Source organism: Streptomyces sp. NPDC085944, from assembly GCF_040686295.1.
GTDB lineage: Bacteria > Actinomycetota > Actinomycetes > Streptomycetales > Streptomycetaceae > Streptomyces > Streptomyces salinarius.
Window position 1 is genome coordinate 312553 of the sequence record NZ_JBFBJX010000001.1, and the last position, 18157, is coordinate 330709.

Below are 18157 nucleotides of genomic sequence, written 5' to 3' on the forward strand. Positions count from 1 at the left end.
TCAGCCCTCCGCCGCCGCCGATGCCTGGGCCTCGCCGCGCCGGCGGATCTGCCGGAAGGCGAACTCGGCCAGGTCGTCACCGGCCCGGAACACCCCGGTGGACTTCTCCGTGACGTTCTCGCCGTCCGTGAAACCGGCGACCGTGAAGTAGGCGTAGCGGCCGTAGGAGTTGGTGGTGGAGCGGCAGATGGCGCCGGCGCAGAAGGACTTGACGCCGCCGCCGGACAGCGAGCGCACGATGCTCTCCTTGTCGGCGTCCTTCTTCGCCTTCGAAGCCTGAGCCTCGGTGTCGAAGACGGCCACGCCGACCGTCACGGCGGTGTCGCCCTTGGTGTAGGTGACGCGGAGCAGGCGCGTGCACTGGTTGGTGTCGAGGACCTTCGGCAGGGTGCCCTGGGCGGCGGAGCCGCAGGTGCGGGTGTCGGCCGTCGGCCCCTTCTTGTACACCGTCTCGCCCATGGTCAGCTGGGTGCCGGGGAAGAGCAGGTCCGGGCTGAGCGGGGCCTTGTCCTTCTTGGCGCTGGAGACGAAGTCCTTCGGGTCCAGCGGCGGCGGCGCGCTGGTCGGGGCGAAGGACGGCCGGGTGGCCGTGGCGCTGGGTATGTCCGCCGTCGAGGGGAGCTGCGAGGAGGGGCTGTCGGAGGCCTGGCCGGAACCGTTCGCCGAGACGACGGCCACCGCCACGGCCCCGGCTATCGCCACGGTGGCCAGCGCGCCGCCGCCGATGAAGAGCAGCCGGCGCCGCTTGGCACGGGCCTCGGAGGCCTCGGCGAGGGCGGCCCAGTCCGGGGTGTCGTCACTGTTCCCGCTGTTCCAGGGCTGCTGCGACTGCGGCTGCTGCGATTGCGGTGTCCAGGGATCCCACTGCGACTGAGGTCCCCCCTGCCCAAAGCTCATGGGCGGCATCTTAGACGGGCCTATGGGCGTGCTGGTGCCGGGACTTGGGGCCCGCAGGGCCTAGCGTTCCGTACATGCGGACGGGCAAAAGCGACATCTCCGGGTGGTTGGTGCGGCCGGCGGGCGGACATCTGTGGGCGGTGCTCGTGACGGTGCTGGCGGCGTCCGCCGCGCACGCGGCGCGGGCGACCCCGGACGGCGGGATGGACAACGCGATCGTGGTGCGGGCGGCCCGTACCTGGCTGGCCGGCGGCTCCCCGTACGACGATCCGCACTTCCTCTATCTGCCGAGCGCCGTCCTGGCCGCCGCCCCGCAGGCGCTGCTGCCCGGGGCCGTCCTGCGGGGGCTGGTGCCGTGCGCGGTGACGGCCCTGCTGGCGCTGGCCTGGGCCTGTGCGCTGCGGCTGCACCGGGTGCCGCTGGGCAGCCGGCTCGCGGCCCTCGGGCTGACCGGGCTCGCGCTGGGCTTCGCGCCGTTCGGGCACCTGGTGCGGCTCGGCAACTGGACGGTGACGGCGACGGTGGCGCTGCCGCTGGCCCTGCTGCTGGCGAGCCGGGGGCGCTGGACCGGGGCGGGGGCCGTCATCGGGGCGGCCGTGGCGCTCAAGCCGCTGCTCGCGCCGGTCGCCCTGCTCTTCCTCTTCGCCGGGCGGTGGCGGGCCCTGGGAGCCGCCGTTCTGGTGCCCGCGCTGGCCTCCGCCGCGGCGGCCCTGGCGATGCCCGACCCGGCGGGCTTCTTCACCCGCACCCTCCCCTTCCTGCTGCGTGGCGACGACGGCTTCGTACGGCTCTACGAGGCCTCCCCGGCGGCCGTGCTGCCTCGGCTCGGGGTGCCGGCGGCACTCGCGCAGGGGCTCGCGGTGGCGGCGGCGTGCGCGGGGGTGCTCTGCGCGTACCGGCGCTGGCGGCGCGCCGACCCCGGGCCGCTGCGGCTGGCGGAGACCGGCGCGGGGCTGATGCTCTCGGCCTTCCTGGTCTCCCGGCCGTCCTACGACCACTACCTGCTGGTCGCCCTGCCGCTGCTGCTCGCCGGGCTGCCGTACGCCGGGTCGGTGGCCCGCGGGGTGTGGTTCTGGATCGCCCTGGTGCCCCAGGTGCCGGGACTGACCTGGCCCTGGCTGGAGGGGGAGCGGCGGCGGGCCTTCCGGGACGCGTTCACGCTGTGTGTGCTGGCGGTGACGGTCGCCCGGCAGGCCGGGACCGGTGCGGCGGGCGCCGGGGGACGGGTGCCGCCGGGCCGGGCGCCGGAGCCCGAGCGCGCCCCCGCGGCCCCGTTTTGACCGGGCCGCCGGGGCCCGGGTATTCTGCACAGCTGTATGTGTATTGGCTTGCTCATTCTCACGTGAGGGGCCCTTACACCGGTCCACCGGGACCGATGACCAGCGACCTGCACGCGGTTTGCGTCACCGCGGTGCGGTCAGGGCTGTCGTGATCGTCTTCGGTGACCATGTCAGGACCACTCACTGAAGAAGCGAAGGCTACGAACCGTGCGTACGTACAGCCCCAAGCCCGGCGATGTGACGCGCCAGTGGCACGTCATCGACGCTCAGGACGTCGTCCTGGGTCGTCTCGCCACCACCGCTGCCACGCTGCTGCGCGGCAAGCACAAGCCGATCTACGCGCCGCACGTCGACGCTGGTGACTTCGTCATCATCATCAACGCCGACAAGGTGCACCTCTCCGGCAACAAGCGGACCCAGAAGATGGCGTACCGCCACTCCGGCTACCCGGGCGGCCTGCGCTCCGTGCGCTACGACGAGCTGCTCGACAAGAACCCGGAGAAGGCCGTCGAGAAGGCCGTCAAGGGCATGCTCCCGAAGAACTCCCTGGGCCGTCAGATGCTCTCGAAGCTGAAGGTCTACAAGGGTGACCAGCACCCGCACGGCGCGCAGCAGCCGCAGCCGTTCGAGATCACCCAGGTCGCGCAGTAAGTCCGGCCACCCCCTAAGACTGAAGAGAATCTGAGGAGCATCGTGGCCGAGACCACTGCCGAGCAGCCGCTCGAAGAGCTTGACATCGACAGCTACACCACCGAGTCCGAGGTCCCCGTCGAGGGCGAGTACACCTCGGAGTCCCTGGCCTCCGCGTTCGGCGAGCCCCAGCCGGCCGCCGGCCTGGGCCGCCGCAAGAACGCCATCGCCCGTGTCCGGATCGTCCCGGGCACCGGCAAGTGGAAGGTCAACGGGCGCACGCTCGAGGACTACTTCCCGAACAAGGTGCACCAGCAGGAAGTCAACGAGCCCTTCAAGGTGCTCGAGCTCGACAACCGCTACGACGTCATCGCCCGCATCTCGGGCGGCGGCGTCTCCGGTCAGGCCGGTGCGCTCCGTCTCGGTGTCGCGCGTGCGCTGAACGAGGCGGACGTCGACAACAACCGCGGTCCCCTCAAGAAGGCCGGCTACCTGACCCGTGACGACCGTGCGGTCGAGCGGAAGAAGGCCGGTCTGAAGAAGGCCCGCAAGGCTCCGCAGTACAGCAAGCGCTAAGTCGTACCGGCTGGTCCGGCTGTACTCCGAACGCCCCGGCGGCACGCCACTGTGCTGCCGGGGCATTCGTTTATCCCTGCCGTTGGGCGTATAACGGCACAAGACGTTCTAAGGCTTATGTGATCGATGGTCGGGCGCCGCGCGCCCGGGCCTTCGGGAGCCGACTGCGTGGGCCGCACTCATCGTCAGCCGCTTCCGGAATTGACGTTTCCTCAGGAGGACAAGTGGGACGACTCTTCGGCACGGACGGTGTGCGCGGTGTCGCCAACGCGGATCTGACGGCCGAGCTGGCGCTCGGCCTCTCCGTCGCCGCGGCGCACGTACTGGCCGAGGCGGGCACCTTCGCCGGGCACCGCGCGACCGCGGTGGTCGGCCGGGACCCGCGCGCCTCCGGGGAGTTCCTGGAGGCCGCCGTGGTCGCGGGCCTGGCCAGCGCCGGCGTGGACGTGCTGCGGGTCGGCGTACTGCCGACGCCCGCGGTGGCCCACCTCACCGGCGCGCTCGGCGCCGACCTCGGCGTGATGCTGTCCGCCAGCCACAACGCCATGCCCGACAACGGCATCAAGTTCTTCGCCCGCGGCGGCCACAAGCTCGCCGACGAGCTGGAGGACCGCATCGAGGCCGTCTACGCCGAGCACCGCACCGGCGCCCCCTGGGACCGCCCGACCGGCGCCGGCGTCGGCCGCGTCCGCGACTACGACGAGGGGCTCGACCAGTACGTCGCCCACCTCGTCGGCGTCCTGCCGAACCGTCTCGACGGGCTGAAGATCGTCCTCGACGAGGCGCACGGCGCGGCCTCCCGGGTCTCCCCGGAGGCGTTCGCGCGGGCCGGAGCCGAACTGGTCACCATCGGCGCGGTGCCCGACGGCCTCAACATCAACGACGGCTGCGGCTCCACCCACCTCGACCTGCTCAAGGCCGCCGTCGTCGAGCACGGCGCCGACCTCGGCATCGCCCACGACGGCGACGCCGACCGCTGCCTGGCCGTGGACCACACCGGTGCGGAGGTCGACGGCGACCAGATCCTCGCCGTGCTCGCGCTCGCGATGCGGGAACGGGAGGCGCTGCGCTCGGACACCGTCGTCGCGACCGTCATGTCCAACCTGGGCTTCAAGCTCGCCATGGAGCGCGAGGGCATCCGGTTCGTGGCGACCTCGGTCGGCGACCGGTACGTCCTGGAGGAGATGAAGGAGCACGGCTACGCCCTGGGCGGCGAGCAGTCCGGCCACGTCATCATCCTCGACCACGCCACCACCGGTGACGGCACGCTGACCGGCCTGATGCTGGCGGCGCGGGTCGCGCAGACCGGCCGTACGCTGCGGGACCTGGCGTCCGTGATGGAGCGGCTGCCGCAGGTGCTGGTCAATGTGCCGGACGTGGACAAGTCGCGGGTGACGAGCTCCGCCGAGCTGGCCACGGCGGTTGCGGAGGCGGAGCGGGAGCTCGGCAGCACCGGGCGGGTACTGCTGCGTCCCTCGGGGACGGAGCCCTTGGTGCGGGTGATGGTGGAGGCTGCCGACATCGAGCAGGCTCGGGCTGTTGCGGGGCGGCTGGCGGATTCGGTGAAGTCGGCGCTGGGGTAGTTTTCACGGGGCGGGTTCGGCGTGGGGGATGGTGTGTGATGCGGGCTGCGGGTTTCGCCGTGGCTGGTCGCGCAGTTCCCCGCGCCCCTTGGGGGGTCGGCCCGGCCCGGCGTTCGAAGATGGCCGTCCGTCAGGAGTTCTCCGGCTTCGTCAGTCTTGAGCGCCGAGTCGACCACAAAGCCTTCTGGGTCAGCAGGGTCAGGGTTCCCGCGACCACGATGCCCGCCAGGTTGAGCAGGAGTTGTTCGGTGGAGCCCACCGTCTGCTTCGTGTCGCCGAAGCTCAGGGCCACGGCCGCGTTCGCGGCGGCCGGGACCGTGGTGACCGAGATGGCGACGCCCACCAGGGCGCCGGACTTCGCCGAGGTGAGGGACAGCGTGCCCGCGATGCCGGCGAGGATCGCCACCACGAAGGAGAAGGCGTCCGGGGCGTAGACGAAGCCGGTGTTGGGCCGGTCGCCCTCCAGCTTGCCCTCGCTGAACTGGCCGAACCCGTCCATGATCCAGCTGAAGCCCACCGTCACCGCCATCGCCACCGCGAAGCCCACCAGCAGGGCGATCAGGGAACGCAGGGCGAGGCGCGGTGCCTTCTGGACGATCGCCGTGCAGATCCCGGCGAGGGGGCCGAACTCGGGGCCGACCGCCATCGCGCCCACGATCAGGATCGCGTTGTCGAGGACCACGCCGCAGGCCGCGATCATCGTGGCCAGCGTGATGAAGGCGACGTAGGTGAGGGAGAGCGTCGACTCCTCGTGGGTCGCCTCCTCCAACTGCTCCCACAGCACGGCGTCGGCGGCCTCGCCGGGCGCGTCCCGCTCCGCCCGGTCGGCGCGCTCGGACAGCGACAGGTCGATGTTCTCGGCGGTGATGGCACCGCAGCTTTCGAGGTCCAACGCCCGCAGCCGGTTGATGAGTTCGTCACCGGCCTCGCGGGCCACGTCGCACATGACGACGTCGCCCTGGGGTTCGCGGGCGGCGCCCGGCAGGACGACCAGGTGGGTGGTGCCGACCGTACGGTCGATCATGCGGACCACCTCGTCGGTGCGGTCGGCCGGGGTGATCAGGCGCAGATGCAGCATGGCGGCAGCGTAGCCAGGCGGGGCGGCGCGTCTGATCGGTGCGACGGGAGCGGCCTCAACGCCACCGGTCCGTGATCATCAGGTGATCTGCGAACGCTACCGTTCAGGGCGCATTGGCCGAGGTGAGAGGGGCCTGGTGATGAACCGGAGTCGTATGCGGGCGCGAACCGCACTGTCGGTGGCGTGCGTCTGGGCGGCGACGAGCGGTACGGCCGTCGCGGCGACCGGCGCCGCGCTGCCGTGGGACGGGGGCCGGACGGCGGCGGCCGTGGCGGTGACGCGGCAGGCCGCCGCACAGGAACTCGCCGTCTGGGACGCACGACGGGAAGCGGCCTACCAGGAGGCCGTGCGCGAGGCCGTGTCCCGGGCTCGGGAGTGGAAGGCCGCGGCGCTGGGCGCCGGTTCGGCCACCGTCTTTGAACCGGGCCGGGGGCAGGACGGCGTTTCGGCGGGGGCGGCGGCTCACGACGGATCGGCGGCGGGGGGTTCCACTGCGACGGGCAGTGGGTCCGGGTCCGACCTGGCCGCCCGGATCCAGGACGCGCTCGACACGCCCCACCCGCGCCCCGAGAGCACGCCCGAGGTGGATCCGGAGCTCCAGCAGGCGGTCGAGGACTCCTTCACCGACCCGGTCGGGGAAGTCACCTACAGCCCCGCCCCCTGACCGGCGCGGACGGCCGGGCTCACAGCTTGCGCAGGCTCAGGCGCTGCACCTTGTGGTCGGGGCCCTTGCGCAGCACCAGGGTGGCCCGGCCCCGGGTGGGGGCCACATTCTCCACCAGGTTGGGCTTGTTGATGGTGCGCCAGGTGGTGCGGGCGTAGTCGAGGGCCTCCTCCTCCGACACCTGCGTGTACTTGCGGAAGTACGAGGACGGGTTCTGGAAGGCGGTCGCGCGCAGCTTGCGGAAGCGGTTGAGGTACCAGCGCTCGATGTCCTCGGTGCGCGCGTCGACGTACACGCTGAAGTCGAAGTAGTCGGCCAGACCGACCCTGGTGCGGCCGTCCTTGCCGGGCAGCGCGGGCTGGAGCACGTTCAGGCCCTCGACGATCAGGATGTCGGGGCGGCGGACCACCAGCCGCTGGTCCGGGACGATGTCGTAGATGAGGTGGGAGTAGACCGGCGCGGTCACCTCCGACTTGCCCGCCTTGATGTCGGCGACGAACCGGGTCAGCGCCCGGCGGTCGTACGACTCGGGGAAACCTTTCCGCGACATCAGGCCGCGCGCCTCCAGCTCCCGCGTCGGCAGCAGGAAGCCGTCCGTGGTGACCAGCTCCACGCGCGGGTGCTCGGGCCAGCGCGACAGCAGCGCCTGGAGCAGGCGGGCGACGGTGGACTTGCCGACCGCGACCGAGCCGGCGACCCCTATGACGAAGGGGGTGCCGGACTGGGAGCCCTGCTCGCCGAGAAAGGTGTTCAGCGCGCCGCGCAGGCCGTCGGTGGCGCCGACGTAGAGGTTGAGCAGCCGGGAGAGCGGGAGGTAGATGTCCCGCACCTCGTCGAGGTCGATGACGTCGCCGAGACCGCGCAGCTTCTCGACCTCCTCGGCGGTCAGCGGCAGCGGCGTCTTGTCGCGCAGCGCGCTCCACTCGGGGCGGGTGAGGTCGACGTAGGGAGTCGCCTCCGGCCGCTGCCGGTGGGCGCTCCGGGATATCGAGGGGACCGGAGAGATCACAGTCCATTGTTAACGGAGTACGAACGGGGCGGCAGGTGGGGTGCGTCACGCCCCGGTGAGATCACGGTCGGGTTTCGGTCGGCCTGTTTCGATCGTACGTGCGATTGCCGTAGGTAAGGTACGGGCAAAGTCGACCGGATCCGAACGCCGATGTCGACGCGAATCCCCAAACTCCGACGCGACCGGACGTGGTCCGACTCGGCCACGTCCCCACGCGCCTCCGACGAAAGAGTGCCGACGTGAGTTCGACCGCTGTCCGCCGCACCGTCCTCGCGGCGTCCGCCGCCGCCCTGGCCCTGCTCGCCACCGCCTGCGGCGGCTCCTCCGACGACGACGGTTCGGCCGGTGACGACAAGGCGAAGGCGGAGCAGTCCGTCCCGGCGGGCGAGGCCGGCCCGTCCGCCCCCGCGGGCGAGGCGCTGACCGCCGCCGAGCTGGAGAAGGTCGCCCTCGCCCAGGCCGACGTGAAGAACGGCGAGGTCGCCACCGAACTGTCGGCGGACGACAAGGTGGCCAAGAGCGAGATCTCGACGGACGACAAGGCCTGTCTGCCGCTCGTCCACGTCCAGGGTGCCCTGGCCCAGGGCGAGCCGGCGGCAAACGTGCAGCGCTCCTGGCAGGGGCAGACTCAGTCGCCCTCCGAGAGCAAGGGCCCGGACGGCCAGGACATGACCGACGTCGACGTGAACAAGATCCTGCTGAACGTCGCCTCCTACGCGGACGGCGGCGCCGAGCAGGCGATGGCGGGGCTGAAGACGGCCGTCGAGAAGTGCGCGGGCGGCTTCGAGACCACCGTGGGCAGCGACAGGATGCGGGTCACCGAGGTGAGCGGCGTGGACCGCCTCAAGGCCGGTGACGAGGGGCTCACCGTCAACCTCGGTGTGGCCACCGGCGGGGACGACAGCGGACTCATGAAGCTCGTCGCGGTCCGCAAGGGCTCCACCCTCGCCACCTTCAGCGTGGTCAACCTCTCCGCGATGATGACCGGCGCGGACTTCGAGGTCCCCTCGGACGTCGTCGACGCCCAGGTCGCCAAGCTCGGCTGAGGCGCCGGAGTCGGGCGGGCGGCGTTCGTACCCCGGTGGGAATTTCCGATTTCGGGCACAGAACGGCCCCTTCTGGATCGCTGCACCGCCGATCTTGCTCGTAGGCTGCCGCGTATGTGCGGAATCGTGGGATACGTAGGGCCTCAGTCGGCACTCGACGTCGTGATGGCCGGACTGAAGCGGCTCGAGTACCGGGGATACGACTCGGCGGGCGTCGCCGTGCTCGCGGACGGCGGCCTCGCCACCGCCAAGCGGGCCGGCAAGCTCGTCAACCTCGACAAGGAACTGTCCGAGCACCCGCTGCCGTCCGCCGCCACCGGCATCGGCCACACCCGCTGGGCCACCCACGGCGGGCCCACCGACGCCAACGCCCACCCGCACCTCGACAACGCGGGCCGGGTCGCCGTGGTCCACAACGGCATCATCGAGAACTTCGCACCGCTGCGGGCCGAGCTGGCGGAGCGCGGCCACGCGCTGGGTTCGGAGACCGACACGGAGGTCGTCGCCCACCTGCTCGCCGAGGAGTACTCCGGCTGCGCCGACCTCGCCGAGGCGATGCGGCTGGTGTGCCGGCGGCTGGAAGGCGCGTTCACGCTGGTCGCGGTGCACGCGGACGCGCCGGACGTGGTGGTGGGCGCCCGCCGCAACTCGCCGCTCGTGGTGGGCGTGGGGGAGGGCGAGTACTTCCTCGCCTCGGACGTCGCGGCCTTCATCGCCCACACCCGGGACGCCGTCGAACTGGGCCAGGACCAGGTCGTCGAACTGCGGCGGGACGGCGTCACGGTCACCGCCTTCGACGGCACCCCGGCCGACGTCCGCTCCTACCACGTCGACTGGGACGCCTCGGCCGCGGAGAAGGCAGGTTACGCCTCCTTCATGCTCAAGGAGATCGCCGAGCAGCCGAAGGCCGTCGCCGACACCCTGCTCGGCCGCGTCGACGCCTCCGGCACGCTGAGCCTGGACGAGGTGCGCATCCCCGCCGGAGTGCTCCGGGAGGTCGACAAGGTCGTCGTCGTCGCCTGCGGCACGGCCTTCCACGCCGGGCTGATCGCCAAGTACGCCATCGAGCACTGGACGCGGATCCCCTGCGAGGTGGAGCTGGCCAGCGAGTTCCGCTACCGCGACCCGATCCTCGACCAGCAGACCCTGGTCGTCGCGATCTCCCAGTCCGGCGAGACCATGGACACCCTGATGGCCCTGCGCCACGCCCGGGAACAGGGCGCCCGGGTCCTCGCCATCTGCAACACCAACGGCTCGACCATCCCCCGCGAGTCCGACGCCGTGCTCTACACCCACGCGGGCCCCGAGGTCGCCGTCGCCTCCACCAAGGCCTTCCTGACCCAGCTGGTGGCCTGCTACCTGGTCGCCCTCTACCTGGGCCAGGTGCGCGGCACCAAGTACGGCGACGAGATCCGCGACGTGGTCCGCGACCTGTCCGGCATCTCCGGCGCCGTCGAACGGGTCCTGGGGACCATGGACCCCGTACGGGAACTGGCCCGCTCCCTCGCCCACAAGAACACGGTGCTCTTCCTCGGCCGGCACGTCGGCCACCCCGTCGCCCTCGAAGGCGCCCTCAAGCTGAAGGAGCTGGCGTACATGCACGCCGAGGGCTTCGCGGCGGGTGAGCTGAAGCACGGGCCGATCGCGCTGATCGAGGAGGACCTGCCGGTCGTGGTCGTGGTGCCGTCCCCGCGCGGCCGCTCGGTCCTGCACGACAAGATCGTGTCCAACATCCAGGAGATCCGCGCCCGCGGCGCCCGCACCATCGTCATCGCCGAGGAGGGCGACGAGGCGGTCGTCCCCTACGCCGACCACCTCGTCCGCGTCCCGGCCACCCCGACGCTGCTCCAACCCCTGGTGGCCACGGTGCCGTTGCAGGTCTTCGCCTGCGAGCTGGCGACGGCCCGCGGCAACGAGGTGGACCAGCCGCGCAACCTGGCGAAGTCGGTGACGGTGGAGTAGCCCCGGAGGGTCCCTCAGGCGCCGGTGCCGGGCAGCACGGTGACGACCCGGAAGCGTTCCAGGACCGCCGGTGTCGTGTCGTCCACCGTGAACCCCGGGTCGCCCAGCGCCGCGCGCATCTCCTCGCCGTGCCGGAACCGCTCGTGGTCCGCGCGCCCCTCGGCCACGCTCGTGTGTCCCCCGCCCTCGTCGACCGCGTGGGCGGGGTCCACCTCGACCGGCGGGACGACGCGGACCTGTGTCACCTCGATGACGGCGACCGGGCGGCCGGACGCGTCGACGACCACCTCACGGTGCCCGGACCGCGGCAGCGGATCGCCGTCGTGCTCGGAGTCGGCGACCAGACCCGTCGTCGAGGTCTTCGAACCGTCGAGGACCGCGGCGACCAGCCGGTCGCGCAGCGGGCCGGGGAACGCGAACTCCGCCCGGGGGAGCGCGTCGAGGTCCGGGTCCGGGGCCGGTGCGGCGGCCATGTGCTCACCGTACCGGCGCGGCCCGCACCCGGGCCCGCGGTCTCATCCGCCCCGCACGTCCCGCCAGGCCCGCGGGATCGCCTCCGCCACGTCGTGCGCCCCCGCGGGCGCGCCCTGTGCCGCGAAGCGGCCCGCGAGGCCGTGGAGGTGGGCGCCCGCGCTCCCCGCGTCCACCGCCGACAGGCCCGCCGCCAGCAGTGAGCCCGCCAGGCCGGACAGCACGTCCCCGCTGCCCGCCGTGGCGAGCCACGAGGTCCCCGTCGCGTTGACCCGGACGGGACCGCCCCGCGCGCCGGCCACCAGCGTCGTCGAGCCCTTCAGCAGCACCGTCGCGCCGTACCGCGCCGCCAGCTCACGCACCGAGGCCAGCCGGTTCCCCTCGACCTCCTCCCGGGCCACCCCGAGCAGCGCCGCCGCCTCCCCGGCGTGCGGGGTCATCAGCGTCGGTGCCCTGCGCGTCCGTACGGCGTCCGCGTCGGCCAGGCGCAGGCCGTCCGCGTCGATCAGCACCGGCACCTCCGCCGCCAGCACCTGGGCCACCGTCGCCGCGTCGTCACCCGCCCCCGGCCCGACCACCCACGCCTGCACCCGCCCCGCCCGCTGCGGCCCCCGGTCGGACACGAGCGTCTCCGGGAAGCGGGCGATCACCGCGTCCCCCGCCGGCCCGACGTACCGCACCGCCCCGGCCCCGCCCCGCAGCGCGCCCGCGACGGCGAGTACCGCCGCGCCGGGGTAGCGGGCCGAGCCGGCCGCGATGCCCACGACCCCGCGCCGGTACTTGTCGCTCTCGGCCGCCGGCACCGGCAGCAGGCGGGCCACGTCCGCGTGCTGCAACGCCTCCAGTTCCGCCCCCTCGCGAGGCAGCGGCAGGCCGATGTCCACCAGCCGCACCGACCCGGCGTACTCCCGCGCCGGATCGATCAGCAGACCCGGCTTGTGCGCCCCGAACGTCACCGTCAGGTCGGCCCGCACCACGCCCCCCGGGACCCGGCCGGTGTCCGCGTCGACGCCGCTCGGCAGGTCGACGGCGACCACGGTGGCCCGGGAGCGCGCGGCCGCGTCCGCCAGCGGTACGGCCTCCTTCCGCAGGCCGCCCTTGCCGCCGATCCCGACGATGCCGTCCAGGACCAGGTCGGCCCGCGCGATCCGTTCCGCCGCCGCGGCCGAGGCCGCCCCGTCGTCCAGTGTCCGGCCGCCCGCCCGGCGCAGCGCCCCGAGCCCGCCGCCGTGCGCCCGCTCCGGCGCGAGCAGCACCGCCGTCACGCCCGCGCCCCGCCGGGCCAGCCGCGCGCCCGCGTACAGGGCGTCGCCGCCGTTGTCACCGCTGCCGACCAGCAGCACCACCCGGCTGCCGTAGACCCGCCCGGCCACCCGGCCCAGCACCTGGGCGCAGGCGGCGGCCAGCCCGGCCGCGGCCCGTTGCATCAGCGCCCCCTCCGGCAGCCGTGCCATCAGCTCCCGTTCGGCGTTCCTGACCGTTTCCACGCTGTACGCAGTCCGCATGCCGTCGAGTCTTCCCCGTACGCCGGGAACACGCACGGCCCGAGCCCCGCCGTCCTCCGGGACGCGCGATGGGGGACAGTGGTCCCATGACGGGCGGTGACGACGAGACGGCACAGGTGATGACCTCGCTCGGGGCCCGTCTGCGCGCCATCCGGCAGGCCCGCGGGCTCACCCTGGCCCAGCTCGCCGCCGTCACCGGCATCTCCGTGAGCACCCTGTCCCGGCTGGAGTCGGGGCGGCGCGAGCCGGGGCTGCGGCACCTGCTGCCGCTGGCCCGGGAGCACCGGCTGCCCCTGGACGAACTCGTCGGCTCGCGGACCGGCGACCCCCGCGTCCACCCCCGCCCCTTCACCCGGCACGGACAGACGTGGGTCCCGCTCACCCGCAACCCGAACGACGGTCTGCACGCCTACAAACAGATCCTCCCCGCCCCGGCCACCCCGCGGAACGAGTGGACCCCTCGCCCGGCGCAGGGCTCGCACGAGGGCCACGAGTGGCTCTACGTCCTCTCCGGCCGTCTCCTCCTCGCCCTCGGCGAGCACGACCTCGTGCTGACGGCGGGGGAGACGGCGGAGTTCGACACCCGCGTCCCGCACGGCATCGCCAACGCCGGGGACCGGCCCGTGGAGTGGATCGCCCTCTACGGCGCCCAGGGCGAACGCATGCACATCCGGGTCCGCCCGACCGCGGACTGACCGCACCGCGGGCTGCGGGACCGGGCTGCGGTACGGCGGCCCACACCGCGGTCACGGGTCCGGCTCACACCGCGGTCACGGGTCCGGGCCGTCCTGCCACGGGTCCGGGCCGTCCGGTCATGGGCTCGGGGCACCTGGCCGCCGTGGTCCGGGGCGCCTGGCCGCCACGGAGGGCCGACCGTCCGGCCACGGGGTCGCCGCCGCGCCCCGTCCGTCGCCCCCCGGCTTCCGTGCCCCGTCCGTCGCCCCCCGGCTTCCGTGCCCCGTCCGTCGCCCCCCGGCTTCCGTGCCCCGTCCGTCGCCCCCGTCTCCTGCGCCCCGTCCGTCGCCCCCGTCTCCCGCGTTCCGTCCCCCGCCCCCGTCTCCCGTGCCCCGTCCGTCGCCCTTCGTCTCCCGCGCCCCGTCCGTCGCCCCCGCCTCCCGCGTTCCGTCCCCCGCCCCGGCCTCGTCCGTCGCGCCGGTTCGCCGTCCTGGTCCGCCGTGCCTGTGGACGGCTTGGGGCCGTGCTCGCTCCTCGACGTCGCCGAGGCCGGTCTGTACGGCTTGGGGTCGTGCTGGCCCGTCGATGCCGGCGGGGTCGGTCTGTGGACGGCTCCGGGCCGTGCTCGCCCCTCGGCGCCGACGACGAGCCCGCCGTGGCCCGGTCCGCCGAACGCCCTAGCCCTCCGCGATCACCACCGCCGACGCGATCCCCGCGTCGTGGCTCAGGGACACGTGCCACGACGCCACGCCCAGCTCAGCCGCCCGCGCCGCCACCGTCCCCGTCACCCGCAGCCGGGGCTGCCCGCTGTCCTCGACGTACACCTCCGCGTCCGTCCACAGCAGTCCCGCCGGTGCGCCCAGCGCCTTGGCCAGCGCCTCCTTCGCCGCGAAGCGGGCGGCGAGCGAGGCGACGCCCCGGCGCTCACCGCTGGGCAGCAGCAACTCGCTCTCCACGAAGAGCCGCCCCGCCAGGGCCGGCGTGCGCTCCAGCGACGCCCCGAACCGCTCGACCTCGGCCACGTCGATCCCGACCCCGATGATGCTCATGCCGGAACCCTAGCCACTGCCGGGCGGTGGCGAACCGGGGCGCCCGGTGCTCTGAGAGACTGGGGCACGATGAGCGAGACACCTGCTCGGCCGGACGCGGTACTGCGTGCCCGGGCCGAGATCGACCTGGCCGCCCTGCGGGCCAACGTCCGCGCGCTGCGCGAACGGGCCCCCGGGGCGGCTCTCATGGCCGTCGTCAAGGCGGACGCCTACGGCCACGGCGCGCTCCCCTGCGCCCGCGCCGCCGTCGGGGCCGGCGCGAGCTGGCTCGGCACCGCCACCCCGCAGGAGGCCCTCGCCCTGCGGTCGGCGCAGGCCGGACTGCCGGACGACGTACGGATCATGTGCTGGCTGTGGACGCCGGGCGGGCCCTGGCGGGAGGCGGTCGAGGCCCGTCTCGACGTGTCCGTCAGCGCTCTGTGGGCCATGGAGGAGCTCGTCGCGGCGGCCCGGGCGGCCGGCGTGCCCGCGCGCGTGCAGCTGAAGGCCGACACCGGCCTCGGACGGAACGGCTGCCAGCCCGGCGCGGACTGGGAAGAGCTGGTCGGGGCCGCGCTGCGGGCCGAGGCGGAGGGGCTGCTGCGAGTCACCGGGCTGTGGTCCCACTTCGCCTGCGCCGACGAGCCGGGCCACCCCTCCATCGCCGCGCAGCTCACCCGTTTCCTGGAGATGACGGCCTACGCCGAGCGGCAGGGACTGCGCCCCGAGGTGCGGCACATCGCCAACTCGCCCGCCACCCTCACCCTTCCCGACACCCACTTCGACCTCGTACGCCCCGGCATCGCGATGTACGGCGTCTCGCCCAGCCCCGAGATCGGCACCCCGGCCGACTTCGGGCTGCGCCCCGCGATGACGCTGTCCGCCTCCCTGGCCCTGGTCAAGCAGGTCCCCGGCGGCCACGGGGTCAGCTACGGGCACCACTACGCCACCCCCGGCGACACCACCCTCGGCCTCGTCCCGCTCGGCTACGCGGACGGCATCCCCCGCCACGCCTCCTCCACCGGCCCCGTCCTGGTCGACGGCAAGTGGCGCACGGTCGCGGGGCGGATCGCGATGGACCAGTTCGTCGTCGACCTGGGCGGCGACCGGCCCGAACCGGGCGCCGAGGCCGTGCTGTTCGGTCCCGGCGACCGCGGCGAGCCCACCGCCGAGGACTGGGCCCAGGCGGCGGGCACCATCGCGTACGAGATCGTCACCCGGATCGGAACCCGCGTTCCGCGCGTCTACGTCAACGAGTGACAGGGCGTACCGACGCGCGTCCAGGTGAGAAGGCGACGAGCAGCGGGTGGCGCACAGCGGCCCGGTGAACCGGCGAAGAGGAGCGGTACACGTGAGCGAGAGCAGCGGGGAGGCCGTCGCTGCGGCCGTCGCCTCCGCCACGGAGGCCGCAGGCGGCGGCTGGCGCCGGGCGACCGGCATCGCCGGGGTCGCGATAGGCGTGGTCGCGGCGGGCGCCGCGGCCGGCGTGGCGATAGAACGGCTCACCGTCGGCCGGGGAATGCGCCAGAAGGCCCGCCTCGCCCTCGACTCGGCGGGCCCGTACGGCGGACTGCGCGGCACCCCCGCCAGGGCGTACGCGGAGGACGGCACCGAGCTGTACTACGAGGTCGACGAGGTCGATCCGGCGGTCGACGCCGAGATCCACCGCGCCCCGCGCCGCAGGCGGCTGTTCGGCCGCAAGGCGCCCGCGCCCGTCACCGTCGTCTTCAGCCACGGCTACTGCCTCAACCAGGACTCCTGGCACTTCCAGCGGGCGGCCCTCAGGGGCGTCGTCCGCACCGTCCACTGGGACCAGCGCAGCCACGGACGATCCGGGCGGGGCGTGGCCCAGACCCGGGACGACCGGCCGGTCAGCATCGAGGAACTGGGCCGCGACCTCAAGGCCGTCATCGACGCGGCCGCGCCCGAGGGCCCGCTCGTGCTGGTCGGGCACTCCATGGGCGGCATGACCATGATGGCGCTGGCCGACGCCTTCCCCGACCTGGTCCGCGAGCGCGTCGTCGGCGTCGCCCTCGTCGGCACGTCGTCCGGACGGCTGGGTGAGGTCAACTTCGGGCTGCCGGTGGCCGGCGTCAACGCGGTGCGGCGGGTGCTGCCGGGCGTGCTGAAGGCGCTGGGGCAGCGGGCCGAGCTGGTGGAGAAGGGGCGGCGGGCGACGGCCGACCTGTTCGCGGGGATCATCAAGCGGTACTCGTTCGCGTCCCGGGACGTCGACCCGGCCGTGGCCCGGTTCGCCGAGCGGATGATCGAGTCGACGCCGATCGACGTCGTCGCCGAGTACTACCCGGCCTTCAACGACCACGACAAGACCGAGGCCCTCGCCCACTTCGCCGACCTTCCGGTGCTGGTCCTGGCCGGGGTGCGGGACCTGGTGACGCCGAGCGAGCACAGCGAGGCGATCGCCGGCCTGCTCCCGGACGCGGAGCTGGTCCTGGTCCCCGACGCGGGGCACCTGGTGATGCTGGAGCACCCGGAGCTGGTCACCGACCGCCTCGCCGACCTGCTCGCCCGCGCGGGCGCGGTGCCGGCAGCGGCTAACGTGGACGGTTATGGAAGCACCAGCAGCGCAGGGCCCGGCTGAGCCCTCCGGTCACTCCTCCGGCTCGTCCGCCGACGTCGAGATCACCGTCACCTCCCCCGAGCAGATGCGGGAACTGGGCCGCAGACTCGCCAAACTGCTGCGCGCCGGCGACCTGGTGATGCTCAGCGGCGAGCTGGGCGCGGGCAAGACGACCCTGACCCGCGGTCTCGGCGAGGGCCTCGGCGTGCGCGGTGCCGTCACCTCCCCGACCTTCGTGATCGCCCGCGTGCACCCCTCGCTCGGCGACGGACCGCCGCTCGTCCACGTGGACGCCTACCGGCTGTCCGGCGGCCTGGACGAGATGGAGGACCTCGACCTCGACGTCTCCCTGCCCGACTCGGTGATCGTGGTCGAGTGGGGCGAGGGCAAGGTCGAGGAACTGACCGAGGACCGGCTGCGGGTCCGCATCGACCGGGCCGTCGGCGACACCGCGGACGAGGTGCGGCACGTGACGGTCACCGGACTCGGCGAGCGGTGGGCCACCGCCGACGTGAACGTCCTCGCGGGCTGAGCTGCCCCGGCGAGCCCTCGGACCGGGCCCAGGGGCCTTGGGCCGGGCCCGCGAGCCCAGGGGCCTTGGAGCGGGCCCACTGGCCCGCGGGCCTTGGAGCGGGCCCGCGAGCCCGCGGGCCTTGGCCGGGCCCGCGAGCCCAGGGGCCTTGGAGCGGGCCCGCGAGCCCACGAGCCTTCGACCGGGCCCACGCGCCCACGAGTCTTCGACCGGACCCACGCGCCCCCGGACCGGGCACAGGGCCCCGACCGCACCCCACGGCCCCCGGGGCCGGACCCCCGCGCCGGGTTTTCCGACAAAGCGTCGGCAAAAGATTGCGTCGGGGGTCTTGCGCGTGGTCACATGGTAGTCGGCTCGTAGTTAGGCATGCCTTACCGCGGCGCCCGGCCCCCGAGCTTCAGGAGGCGTCCATGTCGTCCATGTCCCAGGCCCAGCCGCAGGACCGCCCCGGGCCCCAGGCGTCCGCGCCCGCCGGGGTGTCGATGCGCGACCTGCTCGCCTCGTGCGCCGCGGCGGCGGCGGTCTCGACACCGCCGAGCGCCCCCGAGCCGGAGGCGCGCCGCCCGGTCCGCGACCGTCCCGGCGGCCGCGAACGGCGCGACGGCCCCGACCACCGCGAGGCCGCCTGACGCCGGTGTGC

18 protein-coding genes are annotated in these 18157 nt (G+C 73.7%); 12 read left to right on the forward strand and 6 right to left on the reverse strand.

Going from position 1 to position 18157, the window contains the following annotated elements; translation table 11 throughout:
• Window positions 1-897: a hypothetical protein gene (locus AB0P07_RS01630; protein ID WP_365543549.1), complete on the reverse strand. Its 897-nt coding sequence runs from the start codon at window positions 895-897 to the stop codon at window positions 1-3.
• A gap of 74 nt (window positions 898-971) precedes the next feature.
• On the opposite strand from AB0P07_RS01630, the gene AB0P07_RS01635 reads away from it, so the two are divergent.
• The 4 genes from AB0P07_RS01635 (at window position 972) to glmM (ending at window position 4966) form a co-directional block, all read left to right on the forward strand.
• Window positions 972-2177: a glycosyltransferase family 87 protein gene (locus AB0P07_RS01635; RefSeq protein ID WP_365543551.1), complete on the forward strand. Its 1206-nt coding sequence runs from the start codon at window positions 972-974 to the stop codon at window positions 2175-2177.
• A 207-nt stretch (window positions 2178-2384) separates the two neighbouring features.
• The gene (gene rplM, locus AB0P07_RS01640; RefSeq protein WP_031034795.1) at window positions 2385-2828 is read left to right on the forward strand and encodes a 50S ribosomal protein L13; all 444 of its coding nucleotides are present in this window, start codon (window positions 2385-2387) and stop codon (window positions 2826-2828) included.
• Window positions 2829-2870: 42 nt separating this feature from the next.
• Window positions 2871-3383, forward strand: coding sequence for a 30S ribosomal protein S9 (gene rpsI / locus AB0P07_RS01645; RefSeq protein WP_061443016.1), 513 nt, complete (start codon window positions 2871-2873; stop codon window positions 3381-3383).
• Between the two features lie 224 nt (window positions 3384-3607).
• A complete protein-coding gene (glmM, locus tag AB0P07_RS01650) occupies window positions 3608-4966 on the forward strand; it encodes a phosphoglucosamine mutase (RefSeq protein ID WP_031034797.1) in 1359 nt (452 codons plus the stop codon).
• A gap of 130 nt (window positions 4967-5096) precedes the next feature.
• On the opposite strand, the gene AB0P07_RS01655 is transcribed toward glmM, so the two are convergent.
• Complete coding sequence (locus AB0P07_RS01655) at window positions 5097-6044, reverse strand: DUF389 domain-containing protein (protein WP_365543556.1); 948 nt, start codon at window positions 6042-6044, stop codon at window positions 5097-5099.
• A gap of 154 nt (window positions 6045-6198) precedes the next feature.
• Between AB0P07_RS01655 and AB0P07_RS01660 the strand changes: the two genes are divergently transcribed.
• Window positions 6199-6708, forward strand: coding sequence for a hypothetical protein (locus AB0P07_RS01660; protein ID WP_365543559.1), 510 nt, complete (start codon window positions 6199-6201; stop codon window positions 6706-6708).
• 19 nt (window positions 6709-6727) lie between these two features.
• Here the strand turns inward: AB0P07_RS01660 and coaA are convergent, their stop codons facing one another.
• Window positions 6728-7717 carry a type I pantothenate kinase gene (gene coaA / locus AB0P07_RS01665; RefSeq protein WP_365543561.1) on the reverse strand — a complete coding sequence of 330 codons (990 nt, stop codon included), beginning with the start codon at window positions 7715-7717 and terminating at the stop codon, window positions 6728-6730.
• Between the two features lie 239 nt (window positions 7718-7956).
• Between coaA and AB0P07_RS01670 the strand changes: the two genes are divergently transcribed.
• Complete coding sequence (locus AB0P07_RS01670; protein ID WP_365543564.1) at window positions 7957-8763, forward strand: hypothetical protein; 807 nt, start codon at window positions 7957-7959, stop codon at window positions 8761-8763.
• 114 nt (window positions 8764-8877) lie between these two features.
• Window positions 8878-10725 carry a glutamine--fructose-6-phosphate transaminase (isomerizing) gene (glmS, locus tag AB0P07_RS01675; RefSeq protein ID WP_365543567.1) on the forward strand — a complete coding sequence of 616 codons (1848 nt, stop codon included), beginning with the start codon at window positions 8878-8880 and terminating at the stop codon, window positions 10723-10725.
• 14 nt (window positions 10726-10739) lie between these two features.
• On the opposite strand, the gene AB0P07_RS01680 is transcribed toward glmS, so the two are convergent.
• Window positions 10740-11198 (reverse strand): ASCH domain-containing protein, encoded by a 459-nt coding sequence (locus AB0P07_RS01680; RefSeq protein WP_365543570.1) that lies wholly within the window; start codon window positions 11196-11198, stop codon window positions 10740-10742.
• A 42-nt stretch (window positions 11199-11240) separates the two neighbouring features.
• Window positions 11241-12701 (reverse strand): NAD(P)H-hydrate dehydratase, encoded by a 1461-nt coding sequence (locus AB0P07_RS01685; protein ID WP_365543573.1) that lies wholly within the window; start codon window positions 12699-12701, stop codon window positions 11241-11243.
• A gap of 86 nt (window positions 12702-12787) precedes the next feature.
• Here AB0P07_RS01685 and AB0P07_RS01690 point away from each other — a divergent pair, with 86 nt between their 5' ends.
• Complete coding sequence (locus tag AB0P07_RS01690; protein WP_365543576.1) at window positions 12788-13396, forward strand: helix-turn-helix transcriptional regulator; 609 nt, start codon at window positions 12788-12790, stop codon at window positions 13394-13396.
• 657 nt (window positions 13397-14053) lie between these two features.
• Here AB0P07_RS01690 and AB0P07_RS01695 read toward each other — a convergent pair.
• Window positions 14054-14425 carry a holo-ACP synthase gene (locus AB0P07_RS01695; RefSeq protein WP_164247434.1) on the reverse strand — a complete coding sequence of 124 codons (372 nt, stop codon included), beginning with the start codon at window positions 14423-14425 and terminating at the stop codon, window positions 14054-14056.
• 69 nt (window positions 14426-14494) lie between these two features.
• On the opposite strand from AB0P07_RS01695, the gene alr reads away from it, so the two are divergent.
• The 4 genes from alr to AB0P07_RS01715 all read left to right on the forward strand — a co-directional run bounded on the left by alr (window position 14495) and on the right by AB0P07_RS01715 (window position 18146).
• A complete protein-coding gene (alr, locus tag AB0P07_RS01700; protein WP_365543580.1) occupies window positions 14495-15664 on the forward strand; it encodes an alanine racemase in 1170 nt (389 codons plus the stop codon).
• Between the two features lie 91 nt (window positions 15665-15755).
• On the forward strand, window positions 15756-17006 hold the full coding sequence (locus AB0P07_RS01705) for an alpha/beta hydrolase (protein WP_365543583.1): 1251 nt from the start codon (window positions 15756-15758) through the stop codon (window positions 17004-17006).
• Window positions 16975-17517 carry a tRNA (adenosine(37)-N6)-threonylcarbamoyltransferase complex ATPase subunit type 1 TsaE gene (gene tsaE / locus AB0P07_RS01710; protein WP_365543585.1) on the forward strand — a complete coding sequence of 181 codons (543 nt, stop codon included), beginning with the start codon at window positions 16975-16977 and terminating at the stop codon, window positions 17515-17517. Before AB0P07_RS01705 ends, tsaE begins: the two co-directional genes overlap by 32 nt.
• 410 nt (window positions 17518-17927) lie before the next feature.
• Window positions 17928-18146: a hypothetical protein gene (locus AB0P07_RS01715; RefSeq protein ID WP_365543588.1), complete on the forward strand. Its 219-nt coding sequence runs from the start codon at window positions 17928-17930 to the stop codon at window positions 18144-18146.
• Window positions 18147-18157 lie beyond the last annotated feature (11 nt).